This is a genomic window from Halorubrum halodurans (genome assembly GCF_002252985.1).
Classification (GTDB): Archaea; Halobacteriota; Halobacteria; order Halobacteriales; family Haloferacaceae; genus Halorubrum; species Halorubrum halodurans.
This window is the reverse complement of record NZ_NHPJ01000127.1, coordinates 1-22789: the sequence shown is the minus strand read 5'-3', so window position 1 is coordinate 22789 and position 22789 is coordinate 1. Positions and strand designations below refer to the sequence as shown.

At 71.2% G+C, this 22789-nt stretch carries 22 protein-coding genes and 1 pseudogene; 17 read left to right on the top strand and 6 right to left on the bottom strand.

The window, feature by feature from the left end; genetic code table 11:
* Window positions 1-42: 42 nt before the first annotated feature.
* Window positions 43-1062 carry an oxidoreductase gene (locus DJ70_RS14350; protein ID WP_094534163.1) on the bottom strand — a complete coding sequence of 340 codons (1020 nt, stop codon included), beginning with the start codon at window positions 1060-1062 and terminating at the stop codon, window positions 43-45.
* A 129-nt stretch (window positions 1063-1191) separates the two neighbouring features.
* Between DJ70_RS14350 and DJ70_RS14345 the strand changes: the two genes are divergently transcribed.
* Both DJ70_RS14345 and DJ70_RS14340 read left to right on the top strand, forming a co-directional pair.
* Window positions 1192-1785 carry a DJ-1/PfpI family protein gene (locus tag DJ70_RS14345; protein WP_094534161.1) on the top strand — a complete coding sequence of 198 codons (594 nt, stop codon included), beginning with the start codon at window positions 1192-1194 and terminating at the stop codon, window positions 1783-1785.
* A gap of 80 nt (window positions 1786-1865) precedes the next feature.
* Entirely contained in the window at window positions 1866-2588 is a 723-nt protein-coding gene (locus DJ70_RS14340) for a type 1 glutamine amidotransferase (RefSeq protein WP_094534159.1), read from the top strand.
* Between the two features lie 40 nt (window positions 2589-2628).
* On the opposite strand, the gene DJ70_RS14335 is transcribed toward DJ70_RS14340, so the two are convergent.
* The 3 genes from DJ70_RS14335 to DJ70_RS14325 all read right to left on the bottom strand — a co-directional run bounded on the left by DJ70_RS14335 (window position 2629) and on the right by DJ70_RS14325 (window position 5010).
* Window positions 2629-3114: a thiol-disulfide oxidoreductase DCC family protein gene (locus DJ70_RS14335; RefSeq protein ID WP_094534156.1), complete on the bottom strand. Its 486-nt coding sequence runs from the start codon at window positions 3112-3114 to the stop codon at window positions 2629-2631.
* Between the two features lie 179 nt (window positions 3115-3293).
* Window positions 3294-4238: an agmatinase gene (speB, locus tag DJ70_RS14330; RefSeq protein ID WP_094534177.1), complete on the bottom strand. Its 945-nt coding sequence runs from the start codon at window positions 4236-4238 to the stop codon at window positions 3294-3296.
* Between the two features lie 307 nt (window positions 4239-4545).
* Window positions 4546-5010, bottom strand: a complete 465-nt coding sequence (locus DJ70_RS14325) for a desampylase (protein ID WP_094534175.1) — start codon at window positions 5008-5010, stop codon at window positions 4546-4548.
* 138 nt (window positions 5011-5148) lie between these two features.
* On the opposite strand from DJ70_RS14325, the gene DJ70_RS14320 reads away from it, so the two are divergent.
* The 13 genes from DJ70_RS14320 to DJ70_RS14260 all read left to right on the top strand — a co-directional run bounded on the left by DJ70_RS14320 (window position 5149) and on the right by DJ70_RS14260 (window position 20087).
* Window positions 5149-7635 (top strand): DNA topoisomerase VI subunit B, encoded by a 2487-nt coding sequence (locus DJ70_RS14320; protein WP_094534154.1) that lies wholly within the window; start codon window positions 5149-5151, stop codon window positions 7633-7635.
* Window positions 7632-8717 (top strand): DNA topoisomerase IV subunit A, encoded by a 1086-nt coding sequence (locus tag DJ70_RS14315; protein WP_094534152.1) that lies wholly within the window; start codon window positions 7632-7634, stop codon window positions 8715-8717. The genes DJ70_RS14320 and DJ70_RS14315 overlap by 4 nt, the downstream gene beginning before the upstream one ends.
* A gap of 46 nt (window positions 8718-8763) precedes the next feature.
* Window positions 8764-9933 carry a bifunctional phosphopantothenoylcysteine decarboxylase/phosphopantothenate--cysteine ligase CoaBC gene (coaBC, locus tag DJ70_RS14310; RefSeq protein ID WP_094534150.1) on the top strand — a complete coding sequence of 390 codons (1170 nt, stop codon included), beginning with the start codon at window positions 8764-8766 and terminating at the stop codon, window positions 9931-9933.
* Between the two features lie 189 nt (window positions 9934-10122).
* Window positions 10123-11367 (top strand): monovalent cation/H+ antiporter subunit E, encoded by a 1245-nt coding sequence (locus tag DJ70_RS14305; RefSeq protein ID WP_245810861.1) that lies wholly within the window; start codon window positions 10123-10125, stop codon window positions 11365-11367.
* Complete coding sequence (locus tag DJ70_RS14300) at window positions 11364-11669, top strand: cation:proton antiporter (protein ID WP_094534146.1); 306 nt, start codon at window positions 11364-11366, stop codon at window positions 11667-11669. Before DJ70_RS14305 ends, DJ70_RS14300 begins: the two co-directional genes overlap by 4 nt.
* A complete protein-coding gene (mnhG, locus tag DJ70_RS14295) occupies window positions 11669-11995 on the top strand; it encodes a monovalent cation/H(+) antiporter subunit G (RefSeq protein ID WP_066418511.1) in 327 nt (108 codons plus the stop codon). The genes DJ70_RS14300 and mnhG overlap by 1 nt, the downstream gene beginning before the upstream one ends.
* Window positions 11992-12579, top strand: a complete 588-nt coding sequence (locus DJ70_RS14290) for a DUF4040 domain-containing protein (RefSeq protein ID WP_094534144.1) — start codon at window positions 11992-11994, stop codon at window positions 12577-12579. Before mnhG ends, DJ70_RS14290 begins: the two co-directional genes overlap by 4 nt.
* On the top strand, window positions 12576-13307 hold the full coding sequence (locus tag DJ70_RS14285; RefSeq protein ID WP_094534142.1) for an MnhB domain-containing protein: 732 nt from the start codon (window positions 12576-12578) through the stop codon (window positions 13305-13307). The genes DJ70_RS14290 and DJ70_RS14285 overlap by 4 nt, the downstream gene beginning before the upstream one ends.
* Window positions 13304-13774 carry a cation:proton antiporter subunit C gene (locus tag DJ70_RS14280; protein ID WP_094534139.1) on the top strand — a complete coding sequence of 157 codons (471 nt, stop codon included), beginning with the start codon at window positions 13304-13306 and terminating at the stop codon, window positions 13772-13774. Before DJ70_RS14285 ends, DJ70_RS14280 begins: the two co-directional genes overlap by 4 nt.
* Window positions 13767-15344: a proton-conducting transporter transmembrane domain-containing protein gene (locus DJ70_RS14275; protein ID WP_094534135.1), complete on the top strand. Its 1578-nt coding sequence runs from the start codon at window positions 13767-13769 to the stop codon at window positions 15342-15344. Before DJ70_RS14280 ends, DJ70_RS14275 begins: the two co-directional genes overlap by 8 nt.
* The gene (locus DJ70_RS14270) at window positions 15341-17446 is read left to right on the top strand and encodes a proton-conducting transporter transmembrane domain-containing protein (RefSeq protein ID WP_094534131.1); all 2106 of its coding nucleotides are present in this window, start codon (window positions 15341-15343) and stop codon (window positions 17444-17446) included. Before DJ70_RS14275 ends, DJ70_RS14270 begins: the two co-directional genes overlap by 4 nt.
* Window positions 17443-19221, top strand: a complete 1779-nt coding sequence (locus DJ70_RS14265) for a Na(+)/H(+) antiporter subunit D (RefSeq protein ID WP_094534126.1) — start codon at window positions 17443-17445, stop codon at window positions 19219-19221. Before DJ70_RS14270 ends, DJ70_RS14265 begins: the two co-directional genes overlap by 4 nt.
* An 8-nt stretch (window positions 19222-19229) precedes the next feature.
* Window positions 19230-20087, top strand: a complete 858-nt coding sequence (locus tag DJ70_RS14260; protein WP_094534122.1) for a phosphorylase family protein — start codon at window positions 19230-19232, stop codon at window positions 20085-20087.
* 59 nt (window positions 20088-20146) lie between these two features.
* Here DJ70_RS14260 and DJ70_RS14255 read toward each other — a convergent pair whose 3' ends face one another.
* Together DJ70_RS14255 and DJ70_RS14250 are read right to left on the bottom strand one after the other, a co-directional pair.
* Window positions 20147-20500 (bottom strand): helix-turn-helix transcriptional regulator, encoded by a 354-nt coding sequence (locus DJ70_RS14255; RefSeq protein ID WP_094534117.1) that lies wholly within the window; start codon window positions 20498-20500, stop codon window positions 20147-20149.
* 25 nt (window positions 20501-20525) lie between these two features.
* Window positions 20526-21299, bottom strand: coding sequence for an NRDE family protein (locus DJ70_RS14250; RefSeq protein WP_094534115.1), 774 nt, complete (start codon window positions 21297-21299; stop codon window positions 20526-20528).
* Window positions 21300-21449: 150 nt separating this feature from the next.
* Between DJ70_RS14250 and DJ70_RS14245 the strand changes: the two genes are divergently transcribed.
* Both DJ70_RS14245 and DJ70_RS14240 read left to right on the top strand, forming a co-directional pair.
* On the top strand, window positions 21450-22520 hold the full coding sequence (locus DJ70_RS14245; RefSeq protein WP_094534113.1) for a glucose 1-dehydrogenase: 1071 nt from the start codon (window positions 21450-21452) through the stop codon (window positions 22518-22520).
* Window positions 22507-22789, top strand: a pseudogene (locus DJ70_RS14240) (orotate phosphoribosyltransferase-like protein); the annotation flags it as partial. The gene DJ70_RS14245 and the pseudogene DJ70_RS14240, both read left to right, overlap by 14 nt.

Below are 22789 nucleotides of genomic sequence, written 5' to 3'. Positions count from 1 at the left end.
CCGCGCCGCCCGACCGCGAGCGGCGGCGCCGGCCGAGGCCCGTCAGGCGTCGTCGGGAGCGCCAGTACCGTCGGCGCCGTCGACGTCGGAGCTGTCGCCCTCCCGGAACGGGAACGTCACGCCCGTCGCCTCGACGGAGTACTCCCAGAGCCGCCGGGCGTCCGCGCGGTCGTGGGAGGCGTCGTTCGACCGGCCGACCGTCGGGTGCCCACGCATGTTCATGACGCCGTCCGGCTCGACGTAGGCGCCGCCCTCGACGTCGGCGGTGGCCGCGTACAGCATCGGCTCCGCGCCGACCGCGGCGTCCTGGCCGAGGACGGCGTTCGCGAGCCGCATCCCGACCGTCAAAAGCGGGTTCCCGCTCTCGCGGGCGGTGCGCAGCTGGAGGTTCGTGTCGGCGTAGCCGGGGTGGCAGGCGACGCTCCTGACGCCGAGGTCCCCGGCGGCGTCGATGCGCCGCTGGAGCTCGTAGGCGAAGAGGAGGTTCGCGAGCTTGCTCCGGCCGTACGCCCTCCACTTCCCGTACGACTCCTCCCAGTTGAGGTCGGAGAAGTCCATCTCGCCCTGTTCGTGAGCCCCCGACGACTGCGTCACGACGCGGGCGGCGCTTCGCGCCGCGTCCTCCCCCTCGATCCCGTCGGCCGCGGCCAGGAGGCCGAACAGCCGCCCGGTCAGCGCGAAGTGGCCGAGGTGGTTGACGCCGAACTGGGTCTCGAAGCCGTCCGCGGTCTCGCTCCGCGGAACCGCCATCACGCCCGCGTTGTTACAGAGCACGTCGACCGCGTCGCGGTCGGAGGCGAGTCTCTCGGCGAACTCTCGAATCGAGTCGAGCGACGCCAGGTCGCACTCGCGGACGTCGAGGTCGGGGTCGCCGGCCACGGACGACCGGATCTCCGCCGCCGCCCGCTCCCCGCGATCGACGCTCCGGCACGCCATCACGACGGTCGCGCCCTTCCGGGCGAACGCCCGCGTCCCCTCGAGGCCGAGCCCGCTGTTGGCCCCGGTCACCACGACCGTCTTGCCGTCGAGGTCGGGCATCCGCGCGGGGGTCCAGTCGGTCATGCTCGATCGCAGGGGAGCCGGAAGGAGAAAGCTGTCGGCGACGATGGAACCGCCTCGAAGGGGGCGACCGAACCCGCCGGATCGTTCGTTAAAGACTTATGATGAGTCCCGACGTATCGTCGACGCACGATGGCGAAAGAGATCCTGATGATCGTCGGCGACTTCGGGGAGGACTACGAGATCATGGTCCCGTTCCAGACGCTCCAGGCGGTGGGCCACCGCGTCGACGCCGTGTGTCCGGACAAGGAGGCGGGAGAGACGGTCAAGACGGCGATCCACGACTTCCGCGGGGACCAGACGTACCTGGAGGAGCGCGGCCACGACTTCGCGCTGACCGCGACGATGGACGAGGTCGACCCCGCCGACTACGACGCGCTCGTCGTTCCCGGCGGGCGCGCGCCGGAGTACCTCCGGACCCACGAGGCGGTGCTCGACGCGGTCGAGCACTTCTTCGAGGCGGACAAGCCCGTGGCGGCGCTGTGTCACGGCCCGCAGATCCTCGCGGCCGCGGGCGTCCTCGACGGCTACGAGATGACGGCCTACCCCGCGGTGCGTCCCGAGGTCGAGGCGGCGGGCTGCTCGTGGGTCGACGGCGTCGTCCGCGACGGCAACCTCGTCACCGGACAGGCGTGGCCGGACCACCCCGAGTGGCTCGCCGAGTTCATGGAGCTCCTCGGCGACGAGGTCACCCACGGCGACGCCGCGGCGGCCGCGGACGACTGACCGGGGAGGTTCGCGACCCCCGCGCGACCCGACGCCCGACGGGCCACAACTAAGACCCCTCGTCTCCCATGTCTTCGTCCATGAGCACCGCCGACCCCGACGCGGAGAGTCCGACCCTGTTCGTCGTCCGAAACGAGCCGAACCCGGAGCGGGAGTACCACTGTGACGCGCTGGCGTCGTGGTTCCCGGAGGCGACCGAGATCGACTTCGTCGCGGGCGATCGCGTCCCGATCGACGAGGCGGACGGCGTCGTCCTCACCGGGAGCACCGCGGGCGTCTACGAGGCCGAGGACCGCCCGTGGATCGCCGAGGAGGAGGCGCTCGTCCGCGAGCTCGTCGAGCGGGAGATCCCCACGCTCGGGGTCTGTTTCGGCCACCAGGTCGTGAACTCGGCGCTCGGCGGGACCGTCGAGCAGGTCGGGACGACCCACGCGCTCGTCGAGACCGACCTGGACGACGACCCGCTCTTCGACGGGGTGGATCCGGTCGTCGTCGCGCTCCACGGCGACGCGGTCACCGAACTCGGCGACGGACTGGAGGTCATCGCGTCGGCGGACCACGCGCGGATATTCGGTACCCGCCACCGGACCGCCCCGCTGTGGACCGTCCAGTTCCATCCGGAGATCGAGGCCGACCACCGCGAAGCGATCCGCGAGGCCGGCGGCTGGGACGAACGAGAGTTCTCCTTCGCGGACGTCACGCCCGGACGCGTCTTCGAGAACTTCGAGCGGCTCGTCGCGGAGCGGACGGCCGCCGGGTCGGACACGCGCGAGACGGCGGAGACGCCCGGAACGACGAAGTGAGCCGGCGACGCCGGCGGGGACCGGGAGCCCACGGAGCCGATCACGAGAGGAAGCGGTCGCTGACGTCCTCGTCGGGCACCATACACTGGTCCTTCCGTCCGAACCAGTCGTACCGGTTGTCCGCGACGAACTCGTACAGCCGGTCGCGGATCGGTCGGGGGATCAGCCGGCCGACGCCCGCGATCCGGTAGGGCCACCCGAGAACCTCCGCGATCCGGATCGCGGCCCCCGACTTGGTGTAGGTCGTCTCGCCCTCCACGAGGACGAACGAGTCGAACTCCTCGGTCGGGAAGTCGTGTCGATCCAACAGCGCCTGTCCCGGCTCCGACTGGAGGGCGGCGTACTTGAGCCGCCCCTCCGGGTCGCGCGGGATCAGGAACTGGATGACCCCGTTACAGAGGTTACAGACGCCGTCGAAGAGGACGACCGGCGTCTCCGGCGGGTCGGCAGGGCGACCGGACTCGGCCGAGTCGGCGGGGTCGTCGGCTCCGGCGGGGTCGTCCGGATCCTCGGGCTCCGCGGCCATCTCAGTTCACCTCCCTCGACCGCTCGCTTCGCGGGGCGGTCACGTCCGGGCGGGGGCCGCGGTGCCGAACCGCCCCCGTCTCCAACGGGAGAGCCATGGGCGAACTCCGTGACGCGGGGAAAAATACCTTCGGCTCCGTCCGGGCGCGACCCTCGGCTCCCGTCGGCCCGTTCCCCGCCTCAGCGGGCGAACTTCCGTTCCAGGAACGTGACGAGGAGGTACGCGGCGAGCCGCTCCGTCCCCTCGGTCGCGTCGTACCGCGGCGCGACCTCCATCAGGTCGACCGCCCCGACGGCGTCGTGCGCGCCGAGCACCTCCATCGCCTCCAGCGCCTGGTCCGACGTCAACCCGCCCGGACACGGAGTGCCGGTTCCGGGCGCGAACCCCGGATCGACGGCGTCGACGTCGAACGTGACGTACACCGCGTCGGCGTCCTCGGCCGCGGCCGCGACAGCGTCGGCGACGACGGGTCCGATCCCGCGCTCCGCGACGTCGCGCATCGTGAACAGGTTCAGGCCGGTCTCGTCGGCGAACTCGAAGAAGTCGGGGGACTCGTAGCCGCGGATCCCGACCTGGCTGACCGCGTCGTACTCGACGCCGGGCAGCTCCGCGATCCGGGCGGTGCTCGACCCGTGGAAGTCGGTGCCGAAGACGGGGCTCTCGGAGACCGTGTCGGTGTGGGCGTCGATCTGGACGAAGCCCACGCTGTCGTGGCCGGACCCCTCGAGGAAGCCGCGGAACGCGGGGAACGTACAGTAGTGGTCGCCGCCGAGCATGACCGGGAACGCCCGCGCGGCGAGCGTCGCGGCGTGTGCCGTGACGCTCGCCGCGGTCGCCTCGTGATCCATCGGGAAGACGGGGGCGTCGCCGACGTCGGCGACGGCGAACTCGTCGAAGTCGACCTGGTCGCCGGTCCGCATGTTCGTCAGCGCGCCCTTGTACTCGGAGAGGTACGCCCACCACGCGCTCGCCTCGCGGATCGCGCCCGGTCCGTACCGCGCGCCCGGTCGGTTCGAGACCGCGCCGTCGTACGGGACGCCGAACACCGCGACGTCGACGTCGTCGAGGTCGTCGACCGCCCGCGGCTCCCCCTTGAGGAACGTGTCGACCCCGGCGTACGCCATCTCGACGTCCGCGCCGGGGGTCGACTCCCGGAAGGCGGCGGCACGGTTCGCCGGATCGGCCCGGCTCGAGTCGGGGTCGGCCCCGTTCGGATCCGGGCCGGTCACGCGCGGAACACCTCGCCTGCGGGTTCGGTCGTCGCGTCGCTGCGGTCGGGCTCCGTCGTGTGGAATGGGTGCGATGTCATGTGTGGGGCGTCGAACGCTCGGCTCCCGTGGGCAGTCGCGTGGGTCCCAATTAAACGTTCTCGCCGACGCTCGCTCGCGGCGTTCTCCGGGCCAGCTCGCGATCCCCTCGATCGACTCGGGGTCACTCGCCGCCGATCGCGACGGTCTCGCGGTCGAACCCCGACTCCGTCCCCCGCCAGCGCCACGACCCGACGAACGGGTGGCCGTCGAGCGCGCAGATGGCGTAGGAGTACCCGACCCACGTCGCCCGCGCGACGTCCGTCCCGCTCGGTCGCGCCGGGCCCGCGGGATGCGAGTGGTAGAAGCCGACCACGTCGAGCCCGTCGCTCTCGAGGGAGTCGACGATCGCGACCGCCTCCTCGGGGTCGATCCGGTAGCGGGTCTCCGGCGTCCCCGCGACGTTCTCGGCCGGGCGGACCTCGGTGACGAGGCTCCGCTCGCGGGCGTCGTTCGCGGAGTCGGCGTCGCCCTCGAGATCCTCGCGGGCGACGCGCTCGCCCGCCAGCACGCCGCAGACCTCCGCGTCGCCGCCGCGGACCGCGTGGTCGACGACGGCGTCGTAGGCCGCGCGGGTGAACGCGATCACGGTCCGGATCACGACGGACCGGGGCATAAACCTCTCCCCGCCGCGTTCGACCCGAGCGCCCCGGAATTGACCGGATCTCCACTTTCACCTCGCTGCCGGTTCGTTTTTATCCCCATCGGCGAAAGGTAGGGGCACCGAATGACGTCCTTCCAGTCGAGCCTCGGCGACGAGGAGGGGATCGCGGAGGAGCTGGCCGAGAGCCAGCGCGAGATCTCCATCGCCGAGTTCTTCGAGAAGAACAAACACATGCTCGGATTCGACTCGGGCGCTCGCGGGCTCGTCACCGCCGTCAAGGAGGCGGTCGACAACGCCCTCGACGCGACCGAGGAGGCCGGGATCCTCCCCGACGTCTACGTCGAGATCACGGAGGTCGGCGACTACTACCGACTCGTGATCGAGGACAACGGACCGGGGATCACGAAAGAGCAGCTCCCGAAAGTGTTCGGGAAGCTATTGTACGGTTCGAGGTTCCACAAGCGAGAGCAGAACCGCGGTCAACAGGGGATCGGCATCTCGGCGGCCGTGCTGTACTCCCAGCTCACGTCCGGCCAGCCGGCGAAGATCACGTCGCGGCCGAAGGGGCAGTCGGAGGCGCAGTACTTCGAGCTGATCATCGACACCGACACGAACGAGCCGGAGATCAGCGTCGACGAGACCACCTCCTGGGACCGCCCGCACGGCACGCGGATCGAGCTGGAGATGGAGGCGAACATGCGGGCGCGCTCGCAGCTCCACGACTACGTGAAACACACCGCGGTCGTCAACCCGCACGCCCGGATCGAGCTGCGCGAGCCGGGGCTCGACGAGCCCTGGAAGTTCGAGCGCGCGACCGACGAGCTGCCGGCCGAGACCGAGGAGATCCGGCCGCACCCGCACGGCGTCGAGCTCGGCGCGCTCATCAAGATGCTGGAGGCGACGGAGTCGTACTCGATCTCCGGGTTCCTCCAGGAGGAGTTCACGCGGGTCGGCAAGAAGACCGCCGACAACGTCATCGACGCCTTCCGCGACCAGCACTACGGCCGGGAGCTGGCCTGGTCGCCCCCCTCGTCCCGGTCGACGGTGACGGGCGCGACGAACGACGACGTCGCGGCCGCGATCGAGGCCGCCGTCGCGAACAAGGGCGCGGCCGCGACGAGCGCGTTCGCGGAGGGGGTCGTGGAGGCCCTGGCGGAACGCGACCGCCTCTCCCGCTCGGAGCTCGAGGGGATCGTCGGCACCGTCGCCGACGCGGTCGAGGAGGACACCGGCCGCACGTTCGGCTCGACCGTGCGCGGGAACGCCACCGAGGCGGCCTGGCGGGTGATCGCCGGCGTCGACGACGGCGACGCGGACCCCGCGAACGCCGACTCGACCGATCCGGCGGACGCGAGCGCCGACGGCGACTCGCCGATCGCCGCCGACCTGTACGCGCTCGTCGACGAGGCCACCTCGACGCGGAAGGACGACGCGGCGATCCGCGCGATGGCGGAGGCGCTCGCGTTCCGTGTCGCGAACCTCGACGGGGAGGCGTACCGGATCGCCCGCGACGACCTCGAGCGGCTCGTCGCGGACGCGGCGACCTTCGTCGCCGATCAGCACGACGCGACGTTCGGCGAGACCGCCCGCGAGAACGTCGTCGAGGCGGTCTGGTCGCGGGCGCGAACCGTCCCGGACGCCCCGCCGAAGGTGCGAACGGTGGCGGGCGACCGCGACGTCGCGGCAGACCTCCTCGAGGCGATGCGGGAGACGGACATCCTCGCGCCGCCGACGGACTGTCTCGCGCCGATCACGGCCGAACTGGTGGAGGCCGGGCTCCGCAAGGAGTACGACGCCGACTTCTACGCGGCGGCGACCCGCGACGCCGAGGTCCACGGCGGCGACCCGTTCATCGTCGAGGCCGGGATCGCCTACGGCGGGGAGATACCCGCTGACGGCTCCGTCGAGCTCCTGCGGTTCGCGAACCGCGTCCCGCTCGTCTACCAGCGCGGGGCGTGTGCGACCACCGACGTGATCCGCACCATCGGCTGGCGCAACTACGGGCTCGACCAGCCCGGCGGCTCGGGGATGCCCAACGGGCCGGCCGTGATATCGATCCACGTCGCGTCCACGAACGTCCCGTTCACGAGCGAGTCGAAGGACGCGATCGCGAACGTCCCCGCGATCGAGGACGAGATCGAGCTCGCGGTCCGGGAGGCGGCCCGCGAGCTGAAGTCGTATCTCAACAAGCGGCGCTCGATGCAACAGCGCCGGGAGAAACGGGACGTGCTCGGCCGGATCCTCCCGGAGATGGCCGACAAGGTGTCGGAGGTGACCGGGCGCCCGCGGCCCGACATCGACGGCGCGCTGGCGCGGATCATGAACAACGTCAGCGTCGAGCGCGAGCGCGAGGACGGCACGGTCCGGCTCGTCGTCGAGAACCACTCGGACGTGAACGAGCAGCTGGAGATCACGGACATCGTCTCGGCCGAGCCGACCGACGTCTCCGCGGGAACGGTCGTGGACATGGACGGCGAGTGGTTCGTCCAGTGGACCCCCGAGGTGGCCTCGGGCGACGAGCGGGAACTGACATACAGCGTCGACGGCGACGCCGACTTCGAGATCAGCGTCGGGGGCGTCGAGACGGAGAAACTCACGGTGAACGAATGACGACGAACACGGACGCACGAGACCAGCTCATCGACCTGGCCGCCGACTTCTACGACCAGTTCGCCGCCGGGGAGATCCCGGAGATGGAGCTGCCGACCCGGACGAAGAGCAACATCGAGTACGACGAGGAGAGCGGGGTGTGGACCTACGGCGACCGCACGTCGGTCCGGAGCGCGAACTCCGTCAACGGCGCGCGGAAGCTGTTGAAGGCCGCCTACACCATCGAGTTCCTCGCGGAGCAGCTCGACGAGGATCGCTCCTCCACGCTGCGTGAGCTGTACTACCTCTCGGAGTCGTGGGACAACGACGAGGCGCAGTTCTCGAGCCAGGACGAGTCGAACGACCTCGTCGAGGACCTCGAGATCGTCACGGGGGCGACCCGCGAGGACTTCCACATGCGCCCGGAGGAGTCGGGCGCGAAGGTGATGGGCCCGCTGCGGCTCCGCGAGCAGACCAACCGCGGCGACCGCGACATCCACTGTCAGCTCGACGTGGGACAGGGCGGCTACCAGATCCCCAACAACCCCGACACAATCGAGTTCCTCGAGAACGACGCCGAGTTCGTCCTCTGCGTCGAGACCGGCGGGATGCGCGACCGGCTCGTCGAGAACGGCTTCGACGAGGCGTACGACGCGCTGATCGTCCATCTGGGCGGCCAGCCCGCCCGCGCCACGCGCCGGCTGACGAAGCGGTTCCACGACGAGCTCGATCTCCCGGTGGTGGTGTTCACCGACGGCGACCCCTGGTCGTACCGGATCTACGGCTCCGTCGCGTACGGGTCGATCAAGTCCGCGCACCTCTCGAAGTACCTCGCGACGCCGGAGGCGCGGTTCATCGGGATCCAGCCGGCGGACATCGTCGAGTACGACCTCCCGTCGGACCCGCTTTCCGACTCCGACGTCAACGCCCTCGAGTCCGAGCTCGAGGACCCGCGGTTCCAGACGGACTACTGGGAGGAGCAGATCGAGCTCCAGCTCGAGGTCGGCAAGAAGTCCGAACAGCAGTCGCTCGCGAGCCGCGGGCTCGACTTCGTCACCGAGACGTACCTCCCCGAGCGGCTCGAGGAGATGGGCGTGGCGTAGGGGTCGAACGCAACCTTATAAGCCGTCGGGGCGGGAACGCCCGGTAATGTTATCGGGGGTCAACGTCGCGCTCGGCGTCTCGGGCAGCATCGCGGCGGTGAAGGTGGTCGAACTCGCCCACGAGCTGCGGCGGCACGGCGCGAGCGTCCGCGCGGTGATGACGCCGGCGGCGACGGACATCGTCCACCCGTGGGCGGTCGACTTCGCCACCGACGAGCCCGTCGTCACCGAGATCACCGGCGACGTCGAGCACGTCGAGCTCTGCGGGCGCGACGGCTGGGCGGACGTGCTCCTCTTAGCCCCGGCGACCGCCAACACCGCCGGGAAGGTCGCGGCCGCCGTCGACGACACCCCCGTCACCACCTGTGCGACCACGGCGCTCGGCGCGGGCGTGCCCGTCGTGATGGCCCCGGCGATGCACGAGCCGATGTACGACCATCCGGGCGTGCTGGCGGCGCTCGACCGGCTCGAGGCGTGGGACGTGACGTTCGCCGATCCGCGGATCGAGGAGGGGAAAGCCAAGATCGCGACGGAGTCGACGATCCTCACGGAGGTCGCCCGCGCGACGACGCCGGACGTCCTCTCCGGAACCCACGTCGTCGTCACGGCTGGCGCAACCAAGGAGCGGATCGACCCGATCCGGATCCTCACGAACCGTGCGTCCGGCAAGACGGGACGGGCGGTCGCCCGCGCCTGTTACGTCCGCGGCGCCGACGTGACCCTCGTCCACGACGGCGGGGAGGTCCCCTACGCCGACGCCGTCGCGGTCGAGACCGCCGACGAGATGATCGACGCCTGCCGGGAGGCGGCCGTGACCGCGGACGCGCTGGTGTCGGCGGCGGCCATCTCCGACTTCACCGCCGACGCCGTCGACGAGAAGATCCGCTCCGGCTCCCCCCTCTCCGTCGACCTGCGACCGACGCCGAAGCTGCTCGACTCGGTCCGGGAGGCGCATCCGGACCTCCCGCTCGTCGGGTTCAAGGCCGAGACGTCCGGCGACGACGCGGCGATGGTCGCGGAGGCGGAGCGCATCCGCGACCGGGTCGGCCTGGCGTTCGTCGTCGCCAACGACGCGAGCGTGATGGGCGACGACCGGACGCGCGTCCTGCTCGTCGGCGCCGAGGGGACCGAGCCGGAGCCGGCGTCGGGCTCGAAGGACGCCGTCGCGGGGCGCATCGCGGACCGGCTGGCGGCGGTCCTCGGGGACGACGGCTGACCCTCGGACCGCGACGACGGCCCCGGACCGCGACGCCCGACGGCTCGGGGGCGGCAGCGGATCGACGGACGCGACGCGGGGGGACCCGACCGGGATACAAACTGTTTTGGGGCGGTAGGGCCACGCCTCGGGTAGACATATCCATGTGTAGCCAGACGGCCATCCCCGACGCCACGGGAGGTGACTCCGGTGGCTGACGACGGATCCCCCGGTTCGACGGGCGGTTCGGTCGTCGTTCCCATCGAGTCGACGCCGACGCTACGCGCGACGGTCACGCACCTCGCCGAGTCCGCCGCCGCCGGCGAGTTCTCCGCGATCCACTTCGTCGTCTTCGCCACGTGGCGCGACGGCGACCCGGAGACGGCCGACCGCGAGGCGAGCGTCGACCGGCTCCTCGAGCGCGTGTCGACCTGGGCCGAGGCCGACCTCGCGGACGTCGACGACGTCGACGTCGGCGACGTGGAGGTCGTCACCACGGTCGTCGGCGGCGACGAGTACCTCTTCGGTGCCGACGACTACGTCCGCGAGCTCGTCGCGTACGCCGACGACAACGGGATCGAACACGTCGTGTTGGACCCGGAGTACACCCCCGTGGGCAACACGACGCTGCTCCAGTCGCTCGAGTTCGCGCTCTCGCGGACCGACCTCGTCGTCCGCGAGGCGCCGGTCGCCCGGCCGACCCGCCGCGAGCGGCTCCGCAAGGAGGCGACCGGGATCCGCTTCGCGGCGATGTTCGGGCTGTCGCTCGCCTTCTACCTCGCGCTCGGCGACCCCCTCTACCCGTTCGACGTCGTGACCGGCGTCGCGAGCGCGGCGGTCGTCGCGATCACGCTCTCGCGGGTCAGCTTCGACGCCGACCCGTCGCCCACGCGGACGCCGATGCGGCTGCTCCGCGGCGCGGTGTACGTCCCCGCCCTCCTCCTCGAGATCCTCAAGTCGAACCTCGTCGTCGCGCGGGTGATCCTCGACCCGCGGCTGCCGATCGAGCCCTCGCTCAACCGGGTGCGCGTGATCGTCGGCAGCGGGCTCCCGGTGACGACGCTCGCGAACTCGATCACGCTGACGCCCGGCACCCTCACCGTTCGGGCGCGCGACGGGAACCTCTACGTCCACTCGCTCATCCCGTGGGCCCGCGACGGCCTCTTCGACGGGTCGCTCGAGCGGTGGACCCGCTTCGTCTTCTACGGCCGTGAGGCCGCGCGGCTGCCGACGCCCCGCGAGCGCGACGACGTCGGGATCTTCCAGGGGCCGGACGCGACCGAGGAGTACCCCGGCGCACGGGCCGACGGGGGCTCGGAGCGGGAGGGCGCTCCCGTCGCGGACGGTTCGGCCGCTGATGCGGACGGTTCGGCCGCCGACACGGACGCGACCGGCGACGACTCCGACGGCGCGGACACGACCGCCGGCGGAGACGGGGAGGTGACGACGGAATGAGCGTCGTCGACGCGTCCCTCGCGGCCGGCTACACGGTCGAGGACTTCCTGCTCGCCGTCGCCGCCGGGTTCGTCGTCCTCGCGATCGGGATGCTCTACCGGGCGGTGAAGGGCCCGACGATGCAGGACCGCGTGCTCGCGGTCAACGTGCTCGGGACCAACACCGTGGTGATCCTCGCGATCCTCGGGGCGGCGCTCGGGGAGCCGACGTTCCTCGACATCGCGCTGGTGTACGCGCTGTTGAACTTCCTGATGGCGATCGCCATCTCGAAGTTCACCGTCGAGCGGGGTGGTGTCCTGTGATCGACGCCCTCGGACCCGTCAGGCTCGCACTGATCGTCGTCTTCGGCCTCTGCGGGCTCTTCTTCACCTTCGTGTCGATGACGGGCGTGCTCCGGCTGCCCGACGTCTACTCGCGGGCGCACACCGCCTCGCAGGCGGACACGCTCGGCGCGGGATTCACGCTCGCGGCGGTCGCGCTCGCGGCGGGCTGGGACGGCGCGGGCTTCAAGACCGTCCTCCTGCTGTTCTTCATCTTCGTGACGAACCCGACGGCGGCACACGCCATCGCGCGCGCCGCCTTCGAGGAGGGGATCGTGCCGTGGACCGAGGGGGACGAGCGCCGATGACGGGCGCGATCCCCCTCGTCGACGGGACCGCTCCCGTCGTCGCCGAGATCTCGGCGATCGAGGCGACCCTCTTCGCCTTCGTCGTCCTCACGGCGCTGGCGACCGCGTTCGCCCGCGACGTGCTCGCCGCGGTCATCGTCTTCGGGGCGTACAGCCTCGGGATGGCCGCGCTGTACACCTTCTACCGCGCGCCGGACGTGGCGCTGACGGAGGCGGCGGTCTCGGCGGGCGTGACGACGGTGCTGCTGTTGTTGACGCTCGCGAAGACCACCCGGATCGACCACGAGGCCGCCTTCGAGTCCGTGAACTACCCGGCGGCCGGCGCGGTCGGCCTGCTGTTCGCCGGCCTCGCGGTCACGATGGTCGACGTTCCCGCGGTCGGGTCGCCGGACGCGCCGGTGTGGAGCAACCCCGACGTGAGCCAGTGGTACCTCGCGGAGACGTACGCGCGGACCGGGGTCGAGAACACCGTAATGGCGGTGTTGGCCGCGTTCCGCGGGTTCGACACCTTCGGCGAGGCGGTCGTCGTCTTCGCGGCCGGGATCGCGGCGCTCATCGTCCTCCGACGGGAGGTGTTCGCATGAGCGGCACGACCGACGGCGACGCGAGCGACCGCGACGACGACGCCGAGGGCGGCGACGCGGGGACGGCCGACCGCGACGGCGGGTCCGCCCGCGCGAGCGCGGGCCGGCTCGACTCGGAGTCGCGCCAGGGGCCGCCGTACACGGAGAGCCAGGTGATCATGTCCACGGTGAAGGTGGTCGCCCCGTTCGCGTTCACCTACGGGCTGTTCGTCACCTTCCACGGCGGCGGCTCGCCCGGCGGCGGCTTCCAGGGCGGCGCGATCGCGGCGGCGGTCGTGTTCATGATCGCCTTCGCGTTCGGCATCGAGTCCACCCGGCAGTGGCTCGCCAACACGGTCGTCGTCGCGCTCGCGGTCGGCGGGACGCTCGTGTTCGCCGGGCTCGGGCTGGTGCCCGTCGCCCGCGGCGGCGCGTTCCTCCAGTACGATCTCCTCCCGCTGCCGTACCTCGACCCCGTGAAGTACGGGATGGAGGCCGTGGAGATCGTCGGCATCGCGCCCATCGTGAGCGGCGTGCTCGTCGGGCTGTTCTTCGTGCTCGCACGGGGGTTCAACGGCGAGGGCTCCGGACCGCCGATCGGCGAGCGCGGCTACCTCGGATCGACGGGCGACGCCGCGGCGGCGACTCCCGATGAGACCGAAGGATCCGACCAGACGGACGAGACCGACGAGAGCGACCCCGACGCCGGATCGACCGGCCGGGCGGCGACTGACGGGGGTGCCCGATGACGGCGGCGTCGACCGCGATCGCCGCACAGTCGGCGCTCGACGTCCTCGGGACGCGGCACGCGTACGTGGTGTTCGCGTTGCTGTTGTGTATCGGACTCTACATGATGATCGCCAACCCCAACCTCGTGAAGAAAGTGATCGGACTCAACCTGTTCCAGACGGCCATCTTCCTGCTCTTCATCGCCTCGGCGTACGTCGACGGCGGGGCGATCCCCATCGTCCCGTCGGGTGGCGGAACCGGACCGTACGTCAGCCCGCTCCCGCACGTGCTCGTGCTCACGGCCATCGTCGTCGGCGTGAGCCTCACGGCGGTGGCGCTCGCGCTGTGTATCCGGATCTACGACGAGTACGGGACGCTCCGGGTCGACACGCTCCGCGAACTCCTGCGCGAGGAGGGGTCGCTGCCGGCGCGACCGGACCTCCCCGGCTCGGAGCCGGGGAGCGACGGAGGTGACGGCGATGACTGACGTGCTGTTGCCGCTGTCGATCGCGGTCCCCATCGTGGCGGCGACGCTGCCGGTCGCGCTCGGACGGTGGGACGCCGACGTCGGCTGGCCGGTCGCGGCGGTCACGACGCTCGGGCTGGTCGGGTCGGCGGCGGCGGTCGCGCTCGAGGTGTACACCGGCGGCCCGTTCGATCACGAGCTGGGCGGCTTCGCGCCGCCGATCGGGATCGAGCTGGTCGCCGACGAGCTGTCGGCGGCGGTGTTCCTTCTCGTCGCGCTCGTCTCGGCCGCCACGCTCGTCCTCTCGCGGGCGATCGGGCCGCGCGGGAACGCCTTCCACAGCGCGTATCTCCTGCTCACGGGCGGGCTGGTCGGCGTCTCGCTCACGGGCGACCTGTTCAACCTGTTCGTCTTCCTCGAGATCGTCGGGCTCACGACGTACGCGCTCATCGCGGCCGACCGGTCGGGCGCGAGCGCGTACGCCTCGCTGAAGTACCTCGTCGTGGGGACCGTCGGCGCGTCGCTGTACCTCGTCGGCGTCGGCTACGTCTTCCTCGCGACGGGGACGCTGAACATGGCCGACGTGAGCGTTCAGATCGTCGAACGGGCGAGCTACACCGACCCGCTCGTACAGGCGGGGTTCGCCTTCATCGCGGCCGGCTTCGCGTTGAAGATCGCGCTGTTCCCGGTCCACACCTGGCAGCCGGACGCCTACCAGCGCGCGCCGGACGCGGTGACGACGCTCGTCGCCGCCCTGGTGTCGACCGCGAGCGCCTACGCGCTGATCCGGGTGACCTACTCCGTGTTCACCGTCGAGTTCCTCGCGGCCAACGACGCGATCACGACGGGGCTCCTCCTCGTCGCCGGCGTCTCGATCCTCGCGGGGTCGGGGCTCGCGGTCATACAGTCGGACCTCAAGCGGATGTTCGCGTACTCGTCGGTCGCGCAGTTCGGCATGGTCGTCGCCGCCGTCGGGATCGCCGACGAGACGGCGCTTCTGGGCGGGATCGTCCACCTGATCGGCCACGGCCTGCTGAAGTTCGGGCTCTTCTGCGGGCTCGCGCTGCTGGCCGCCGGCTACGGCGCGCGCCGCGTCGAGGACCTCGCGAGCCTCGCTCGCGACGCGCCGTTCGCGTCGGGCGCGCTCGCCGTGCTCGGCCTCGCGCTCGTCGGCGTCCCCCCTTCGATCGGATTCCTCGGCAAGTGGTACATCGCGCTCGGCGCGGTCCGGTCGGCCGGCGCGACCGGCGGCGTCGTCGGGGTCGGGATCGCGGCCGTGATCCTCGCCAGCACGCTGTTCACGCTGGCGTACGTCGCCCGCGTGATAGAACGGTTGTACTTCGCGGGCGTCGACCGCGGGGACGCGGAACGCGGGAGTGCCGCCGGTCACGCCGGGACGCCGAGCGGCGGACCGGACGGTGACGCCGGAACCGCGGTCGCCGACGGCGGCGGGGACGCCGGCCCCGAGACGATCCCGACCGCGCCGCTCGCCGTCCTCGTCGCCGCCGCGCTCGTCGCGGTCGGACTCGGCTTCGCGGGGGCCGGGTTCGAGACGCTTCTCGACCCGTACCTCACGGAGGTGTTCGCATGACCGAAGCCATCGTTCAGGACCCACGTCCGCTGCTCGCCGTGCTCGTCTCGCTCGTCGCGGCCGTGCTCGTCGTCGCGTCGTACCGCTCGCCGAACGTCCGGGAGGGGTGGACGATCCTCGCGGCGGTGACGAAGTTCGGGATCGTCGCCTCGATGCTGCCGCGCGTGCTCGAGGGAGCCGTCTTCGAGTGGACGATCGTCGAGCTCCTTCCGGGCATCCCGTTCGTGCTCCGGGCGGACGCGCTCGGGATGCTGTTCGCCTTCCTCGCGTCCGGCCTCTGGATCGTCACCTCGTTTTACAGCATCGGCTACATGCGCGGGCTCGACGAGGCCAACCAGACCCGCTACTTCGCCGCGTTCGCCGTGTCGCTGTCGGCGACGATGGGGATCGCGTTCGCGGGCAACCTCGTGACGATCTTCGTCTTCTACGAGCTGTTGTCGATCGCGACGTACCCGCTCGTCGCCCACGACGAGACGCCGGAGGCGCGCTCGGCCGGCCGGAAGTACCTCGCGTACACGATGTTCGGCGGCGGCGTGCTCGTCCTCGCCGGGACGGTCATGGTGTACTGGCTGACCGGGACCGTCGCGTTCACCGCCGGGGGCATCGAGGAGTTGGCCAGCGCCGACCCCGGACTGGCGATGCTCGCCTTCTTCCTGCTCGCGATCGGGTTCGGCGTGAAGGCCGGGATCATGCCGCTCCACCAGTGGCTCCCCGAGGCGATGGTCGCGCCGACGCCCGTCTCCGGGCTGTTACACGCGGTCGCCGTCGTCAAGTCCGGCGCGTTCGGCGTCTCGCGGGTCGTCCTCGACGTGTTCGGCCCCGAACTCGTCTTCGACCTCTCCCTCCCGTTCGGCTTCACCGCCGGGCTCGTGCTCTCGACGATCGCCGCGGTCACGCTGACCGCGGCCTCGCTCATCGCCCTCCGGAAGGACCACCTGAAACAGCGGCTCGCCTACTCGACGGTGAGCCAGCTGAGCTACATCGTGCTCGGACTCGGCCTCTTCGGCTGGTACGGGCTCGTGGGGGCGCTCCTCCACATCCCGGCGCACGCGTTCATGAAGCTCACCCTGTTCTTCTGTGCGGGGAACCTCCACGTCTCGACGCACACCGACTACATCTCGGAGATGGCGGGGATCGGCAAGCGGATGCCGCTGACGATGGGGGCGTTCACGGTCGCGTCGCTCGGGATGGCCGGGATCCCGCTTCTGGCCGGCTTCGTCAGCAAGTACTACATGCTGATCGGCGGGATCCGGATGGGAGCGGCGTTGACGCCCGTCGCCTACTACCTCGCCGGCGCGCTGCTGCTCTCCGGCGTGCTCAACGTCGCGTACTTCTGGCCGGTGATCTACACCGCCTTCTTCGAGGCGGAGGAGGCCCACGACGCGAAGCCGCTCGTCGACTTCCCGATGGGCGGGGAGTCGCGGTCGACGCTGGCGGCGACCGACGGGGGGCGCGCGGGCGACGCGGCGGACGACGAGGGCCGCGCGGACGATGATGAAGGGGAGACGAGCGACGACGAGACCGCCGCTGACGACGGGGACGTCGTCGACGACGTCGTCGAGAGCGCCGAAGGGGACGGAACCGAAGGGCCGGCCGCCGCCGACGCCGGCGTCCCGGACGACGTCGACGTCCCCGACGCCGAACTCGACGACCTGCCGACCGACGAGGAGGGCGTCGTCAGGCCGGAGTTCGACACGAGCGAGCGGGACTTCTCGGAGCCGGCGGAGCGGGTCGACACCGGCGACTACGCGGTCGACCAGCGTCCCTCGGACGCCGACGTGCCCTTCGGGGTCGGGCGCGGAGCGTCGGACTCGACCGAAGCGACGGCCGGCGCCGAGGACGGTCACGGGGACGCTCGCGACGCCGGCCACGACGATCACGGCCACGACCACCACGGCGGGCCGCCGCCGGGCGGCTGGGAGCACCTTCGCGGGCTCGACGCGCTCCGGGGAAGCGAGTCCACGTGGTTCACGCTCGCGCCGATCCTGACCGCGATGACCCTCGCCGTGCTGCTCGGCGTGATCCCCTACGAGATGGGCTTCCTGGAGCTGATCGAGCTCATCGTCGACACGCGGCTCCCCGAGGAGGTGGCTCGCCCATGACGGGCGCGACCGTGGCGTTGACCGCGATCCCGCCGTACCTCGTCGTCGCCGTCGCGTCGCTGCTCGTGCTCGCGCTGCCGCGCGCGGTCGGACACGGCCTCGGCGCGCTGGCGACGGCGTTCGTCCTCGCGCAGGCGGTGTTGCTCGGCGACGGCGGGACGGGCGCGCACCTCGCGACGCGGTTTCTGGGCTTCGACGTGGTCTTCTTCAACGTCGACCCGTTCTCGCTTCTGATGGGCGTCGTCGTCGGCTTCCTCGCGACGGCGGCGGTGCTGTACGCGTACGGCAGCGACGCGCCGCGGTGGGTCACGTCGTTCGCGCTGCTCTACGTCGCCACCACCCTCGGGACCATCTACGCCGGCGACTGGCTCACCCTGATCTTCTTCTGGGAGCTGACGGCGGTCACCTCGACGCTGCTCGTCTGGCAGCACGGCGGCGCGGCGGTGCGGGCCGGCTACCGCTACGCGCTGTTCCACGGCACGGGCGGGACGATCCTGCTCGCGGCCGTCGTCGTCCACTTCGCGAACGCCGGGACGTTCCTGTTCTCGGAGACGGCCGGGATCCACCCGACGGCGACCGTGCTGGCCGCGATCGGGATCGGGATCAACTGCGGGTTCGTCTTCCTCCACTCCTGGCTGCCGGACACCTATCCGCGGCCGCACGTCGCGGCGTCGGTGTTCCTCTCGGTGTTCACGACGAAGACCGCGGCGTACGTCATGTACCGCGCCTTCCCCGAGGGCGGCATGTGGCTTGCGTACCTCGGCGGGATCATGGCGGTGTACGGCGCCTTCTTCGCGCTGCTCCAGTACGACCCGCGGCGGCTGCTGTCGTACCACATCCAGGCGCAGCTCGGCTACATGCTCGCCGGCTTCGGCCTCGCCACGGCGGTCGGCGAGTTCGCGGTGGTCGGCGGCTTCGCGCACCTCTTCAACAACGTCCTCTACAAGAGCCTGCTGTTCATGGCGGTCGGCGTCGTGATCTACCGGACCGGCGTGGAGGACATCCGCGAGATGGGCGGGCTCTGGCGGGTGATGCCGGTCACCTTCCTCGTCTACGTCGTCGGCGCGGCCTCCATCACGGCCGTCCCCGGCTTCAACGGGTTCATCTCGAAGGGGATGGTGCTCGACTCCGCCCACGAGGTCCACGAGTACGTGCTGCTTCTGGACAGCGGACTGCTCTGGTGGCTGCTCGTCCTCGGCGGCGTCGGGACGTTCATGTCGTTCATCAAGCTCGGCTACTACGTCTTCTTCCACGGGTCGGCGACGCTGTCACCCGACGACGCCACGCCGTTCCAGACCGCGGGGATGGTGCTGGCCGCGGGCGCGTGCGTCTTCTTCGGCGTCTTCTACACCCAGCTGATCGAGCTGATGCCCTTCACCGACCTCATCCTCAGCGACGAGGTGTATTTCAAGCCGTACAGCACGAGCCACCTGACCGAGAGCGCCGCGCTGTTGGTCGCCGGCTTCGTCGGCTTCTTCGCGCTCAAGCGGCCGCTCGGCTGGCTCGCCCACCACGTGCGCGACGTCGACGCGGTCCTGTTCCCGGCCGCCTTCTACGCCGGGCGCTGGTCGGTGTGGGGGGTCACGGAGTCGTGGGCGGCCGTCGACCGCGCGACGATGCGGGTCGTCGGGGGCGCGAAGTGGGTCGCGATGAACCCGCGGCGGCTGCTCGCGAACGCCGGCGTCGACGCCGAGATCCGGGCGGGGATCGGCCGGAGTGTGCTGCTGTTGACGCTCACGGCGGCCGTCGCGCTGTTCGCGCTACTCTTGGGGTGAACGGGGCGATGCCCGTCGCGCTCGACGCGCTCGTGTTGCCGGCGTTCGAGGAGCTCGATCCCCTGCCCGCCGCGGGCGAGACGGAGCCGTGGCACGACGCCTACGACCTGGCGGAGCGGATCGACGTTCCGGGCGTCCCCGTCCCGCTGCGCCACGACGGAGCCGGCCTCGGCGTCGTTCCCACGGGGATCGGCAAGGCCGCGGCGGCGACGACGACCGCCGCGCTCTGTGCCGACGACGCCGTGGACCTCTCCGACGCCCTCGTCCTCTCGGTCGGGATCGCCGGCGCGCCGCCCGACCGCCCGATCGGGTCGGTCGTGATCGCCGACGAGATCGTCGACTGGGACGACAAGTGTCGGTTCGATCCGGGTGACGGCGACGGCGAGGCCGGCGGGAGCCCAGGGGACGTGCCGGTCGCGCCCGACCCCTACACGGCGGGCCAGGGCGTGGTCGACCTCGACCCCGACCGCGTCTCCGCCGCGGCCGACCTGGCGGCCGGCGTCGACCTCGAGAGCGCCGCGGCGGGGCCGGACCCGACCGTGACCGTGGGAACCAACGTCTGTGCCGACGAGCTGTGGCACGGCCGGACCGTCGCCGAGCACGTCTCACGGTTCCTCGACGCGCTCGACCGGGGACCGTACCGCGCGACCGAGATGGAGGACGCCGGGACGGCGGCGGCGCTCCGGCGGTTCGGGCTCGCGGACCGGTACCTCAGCGTCCGGGGGATATCGAACCACGACCGCCCGGATCCGGGCGAGTCCTCGCGCGAATCGTTCGAGGGATCGCTCACCGAGACGGGACTCGAGGTCGGACTCGAGAACGCGGTTCGGGTCGCCAGAGCGGTCGTCGACGACCGGCGGGCGTGAGGACGACGGAAGACGGATGACGACGGGAGACGGAGGACGAGAGAAAGCGGCCGACCGGCTCAGTACTCCTCGTACGCGAGGTTCATCAGCCACTGCGAGAACGCGTCGGACTGCGGGTCGATCTCCTCCTCGCCGATGAACGGCGAGAGCATGTCGCCGGCCATCAGAAGCGAGAAGTCCAGGTCGCGCGGTGCCGGCTCCAGGTAGTAGGTGTTGTGGCCGTCGTACACCGTGTTCTCGCGCTGGATCAGCCCGGACTCCTGCAACGCCTCCGCGATGCGGCTCCCCTTTCGCGAGGAGACGTCGAGCTGCTTCCAGAAGTCGCTCTGGTGGATCCCGCCGGTCTCGCGGATGAGCTCGAGGCCGGCGCGCTCGTCCGCCGACAGCTCGGACTCGAGTTCGGACACGCTCATACCCACACAGCCGCCGGCGAGTCGCTTAAAACTGGCTTTCCGTCCGGAAGTCCGCCGGAACCGCGACCGGCTCCGCCGGCGTCTCACAGGGCGGACCGTCCGCGAACGCGACCGCCGGGTCGGAGCCGGTCCGGATCCGCGTGTGCGACCGCGTTCCGTAGCCGTCGCCGTGGAGACACGCGCCGTAGGCGTGGTCGGCGAGGACGTCGCTCGCGCGGTCGAGCCACGCGTCGCCGGACTCGCCCGGTTCGGGGACCAGAACGCCCGCGATCCGGCGGACGCTCGACGCGCGCTCCTCGCCGAACTCCGCGCGCCGGTCGGGGATCGCGAGCCGCGCCTCGCCGTTGACCACGCCGCCGACGTTGCCGACGACGTGGACGCCCGGATCGAGGCGAGTGACGGACAGCCCGCCGTCGTACGAGAGCAGAACGGCGGCCGCGTCGTCGGCGAGAACGAGGTTGAACCCGTCGTACTCGCGGTCGGCGAGCTCCCGCTCGACCGCGCGCGCGGCCGCCTCCGCGGACGGCTCGCGCAGACAGTCCTCGACGAGCAGGCCGCGCGAGCGGTCGCCCTCGCGGTCGACCTCGAGCCACCGGTTCGTGACGGCGACGACGACGCCGGCGTCGTTCACGCCGATCCAGGTGCCGCCGGCCTCGGCGTCGCGCGGCGCGAGGAATCGCCGCTCGTCGCCGCGGACGGTCGGCGGCTCCGAGGCGCGCGCGAGCGACTCGTCGCGGTTGGCGGCCAGCGCGACCGGGACCTCCGGGAAGACGCGCCAGGCGAGCGTGAGCGTACACACGGCTCCGGGTGGGGGCGGGCGGACCAAAAAGTCGCCGCCGGGAGGACGGCCGGGCGGGTCGCCGGAAGGGCGACCGGGGGTCGACCGCCGCCGATCAGGTTTACTCGGGATAAAAGAAATCTTTTGGTGGCTCGGGTTCTCGGTTCGCGTATGAACGCGATCGCCGTGTACGAGGACGGAACCGAGCCGGTCGTGATCGAGAAACCACGTCCGGAGCCGGCGGCGGGCGAGGCGCTGGTCCGAACCCTTCGGGTCGGGGTCGACGGGACCGACCACGAGGTCATCGCCGGGGGCCACGGCGGACGCCCCGACGGCGAGGATCACATCGTCCTCGGACACGAGGCGGTCGGCGTCGTGGAGGACCCGAACGACACCCCCTTCGCGGTCGGCGACGTGGTCGTCCCGACGGTCCGCCGGCCCCCGAACGGCGCGAACGAGTACTTCGCGCGCGGCGAGCCGGACATGGCCCCGGACGGCGCGTACCACGAGCGGGGGATCGTGGGCGCACACGGCTTCATGGCCGAGTACTTCACGAGCCCGGCGGAGTTCCTCGTCGAGATCCCGCCCGAGCTCGCGGAGTGGGGCTTCCTGGTCGAGCCCGCCTCGATCACGGAGAAGGCGGTCGAACACGCGTTCGCGAGCCGGTCGGCGTTCCACTGGGAGCCCGACTCGGCGCTCGTGTTGGGCAACGGGTCGCTCGGGCTGCTCACCGTCGCGATGCTGGACTCGACGTTCGACCGGATCTACTGTCTCGGCCGCCGGGAGCGCCCCGACCCGACGATCGACGTCATCGAGTCGCTCGGGGCGACGTACGTGAACTCGAACGACACGCCCGTCTCGGCGGTTCCGGAGGCACACGAGCCGATGGACTTCGTCTACGAGGCGACCGGCCACGCGCCCCACGCCTTCGAGACGGTCGAGGCGCTCGCGCCCAACGGGGCCGCGGCGCTGCTCGGCGTGCCCGGCGACTGGACGTTCGAGGTCGACGGCGGACGGATCCACCGCGAGCTCGTCTTACACAACAAGGCGCTCGTGGGCAGCGTCAACTCCGGGTACGAGCACTTCGAGGCGGCCGTCGAGTCGCTGACGGGCCTCTCCGAGGCGTTCTTGGCCGACCTGGTCACCGGCGTCCATCCGCTCGAGTCGTTCGAGGACGCCTTCGTGGATGACGACACGACTATTAAAACGGCGGTCGAATTCGCCGCGTATGAAGAACGTTGACGACCTGATCGACAGCGCGGCCGAGCTCGCCGAACACGGGCTTTCGAAGGGAGAGATCGCCGACGAGCTGAACGTCTCGCGCGAGACGGCGAGCTGGCTCGTCGAGCGCGCCGGCGGCAACGACGGGAGCGCGGCGAAGGCCGACGCCGACACGACCGCCGACATCCACGTGGACTGGTCGGCGCTCGGCCGCGACTCGACGCGGCTCACCTACGCCGCGAGGGCGATGGCGGACCTGCTGGCGAAGGAGGGGGAGTCGGTCGATCTCA

Coding starts and splice junctions, on each gene's coding strand:
- DJ70_RS14280 (WP_094534139.1), top strand. CDS start 13,304: ATGACGGCGGCGTCGACCGCGATCGCCGCACAGTCGGCGCTCGACGTC.
- DJ70_RS14315 (WP_094534152.1), top strand. CDS start 7,632: ATGACGACGAACACGGACGCACGAGACCAGCTCATCGACCTGGCCGCC.
- DJ70_RS14255 (WP_094534117.1), bottom strand. CDS start 20,500: ATGAGCGTGTCCGAACTCGAGTCCGAGCTGTCGGCGGACGAGCGCGCC.
- DJ70_RS14285 (WP_094534142.1), top strand. CDS start 12,576: ATGAGCGGCACGACCGACGGCGACGCGAGCGACCGCGACGACGACGCC.
- DJ70_RS14340 (WP_094534159.1), top strand. CDS start 1,866: ATGAGCACCGCCGACCCCGACGCGGAGAGTCCGACCCTGTTCGTCGTC.
- DJ70_RS14300 (WP_094534146.1), top strand. CDS start 11,364: ATGAGCGTCGTCGACGCGTCCCTCGCGGCCGGCTACACGGTCGAGGAC.
- DJ70_RS14265 (WP_094534126.1), top strand. CDS start 17,443: ATGACGGGCGCGACCGTGGCGTTGACCGCGATCCCGCCGTACCTCGTC.
- DJ70_RS14290 (WP_094534144.1), top strand. CDS start 11,992: ATGACGGGCGCGATCCCCCTCGTCGACGGGACCGCTCCCGTCGTCGCC.
- DJ70_RS14260 (WP_094534122.1), top strand. CDS start 19,230: ATGCCCGTCGCGCTCGACGCGCTCGTGTTGCCGGCGTTCGAGGAGCTC.
- DJ70_RS14350 (WP_094534163.1), bottom strand. CDS start 1,062: ATGACCGACTGGACCCCCGCGCGGATGCCCGACCTCGACGGCAAGACG.
- DJ70_RS14270 (WP_094534131.1), top strand. CDS start 15,341: ATGACCGAAGCCATCGTTCAGGACCCACGTCCGCTGCTCGCCGTGCTC.
- DJ70_RS14245 (WP_094534113.1), top strand. CDS start 21,450: ATGAACGCGATCGCCGTGTACGAGGACGGAACCGAGCCGGTCGTGATC.
- DJ70_RS14275 (WP_094534135.1), top strand. CDS start 13,767: ATGACTGACGTGCTGTTGCCGCTGTCGATCGCGGTCCCCATCGTGGCG.
- DJ70_RS14335 (WP_094534156.1), bottom strand. CDS start 3,114: ATGGCCGCGGAGCCCGAGGATCCGGACGACCCCGCCGGAGCCGACGAC.
- DJ70_RS14320 (WP_094534154.1), top strand. CDS start 5,149: ATGACGTCCTTCCAGTCGAGCCTCGGCGACGAGGAGGGGATCGCGGAG.
- speB (WP_094534177.1), bottom strand. CDS start 4,238: ATGGCGTACGCCGGGGTCGACACGTTCCTCAAGGGGGAGCCGCGGGCG.
- DJ70_RS14345 (WP_094534161.1), top strand. CDS start 1,192: ATGGCGAAAGAGATCCTGATGATCGTCGGCGACTTCGGGGAGGACTAC.
- coaBC (WP_094534150.1), top strand. CDS start 8,764: ATGTTATCGGGGGTCAACGTCGCGCTCGGCGTCTCGGGCAGCATCGCG.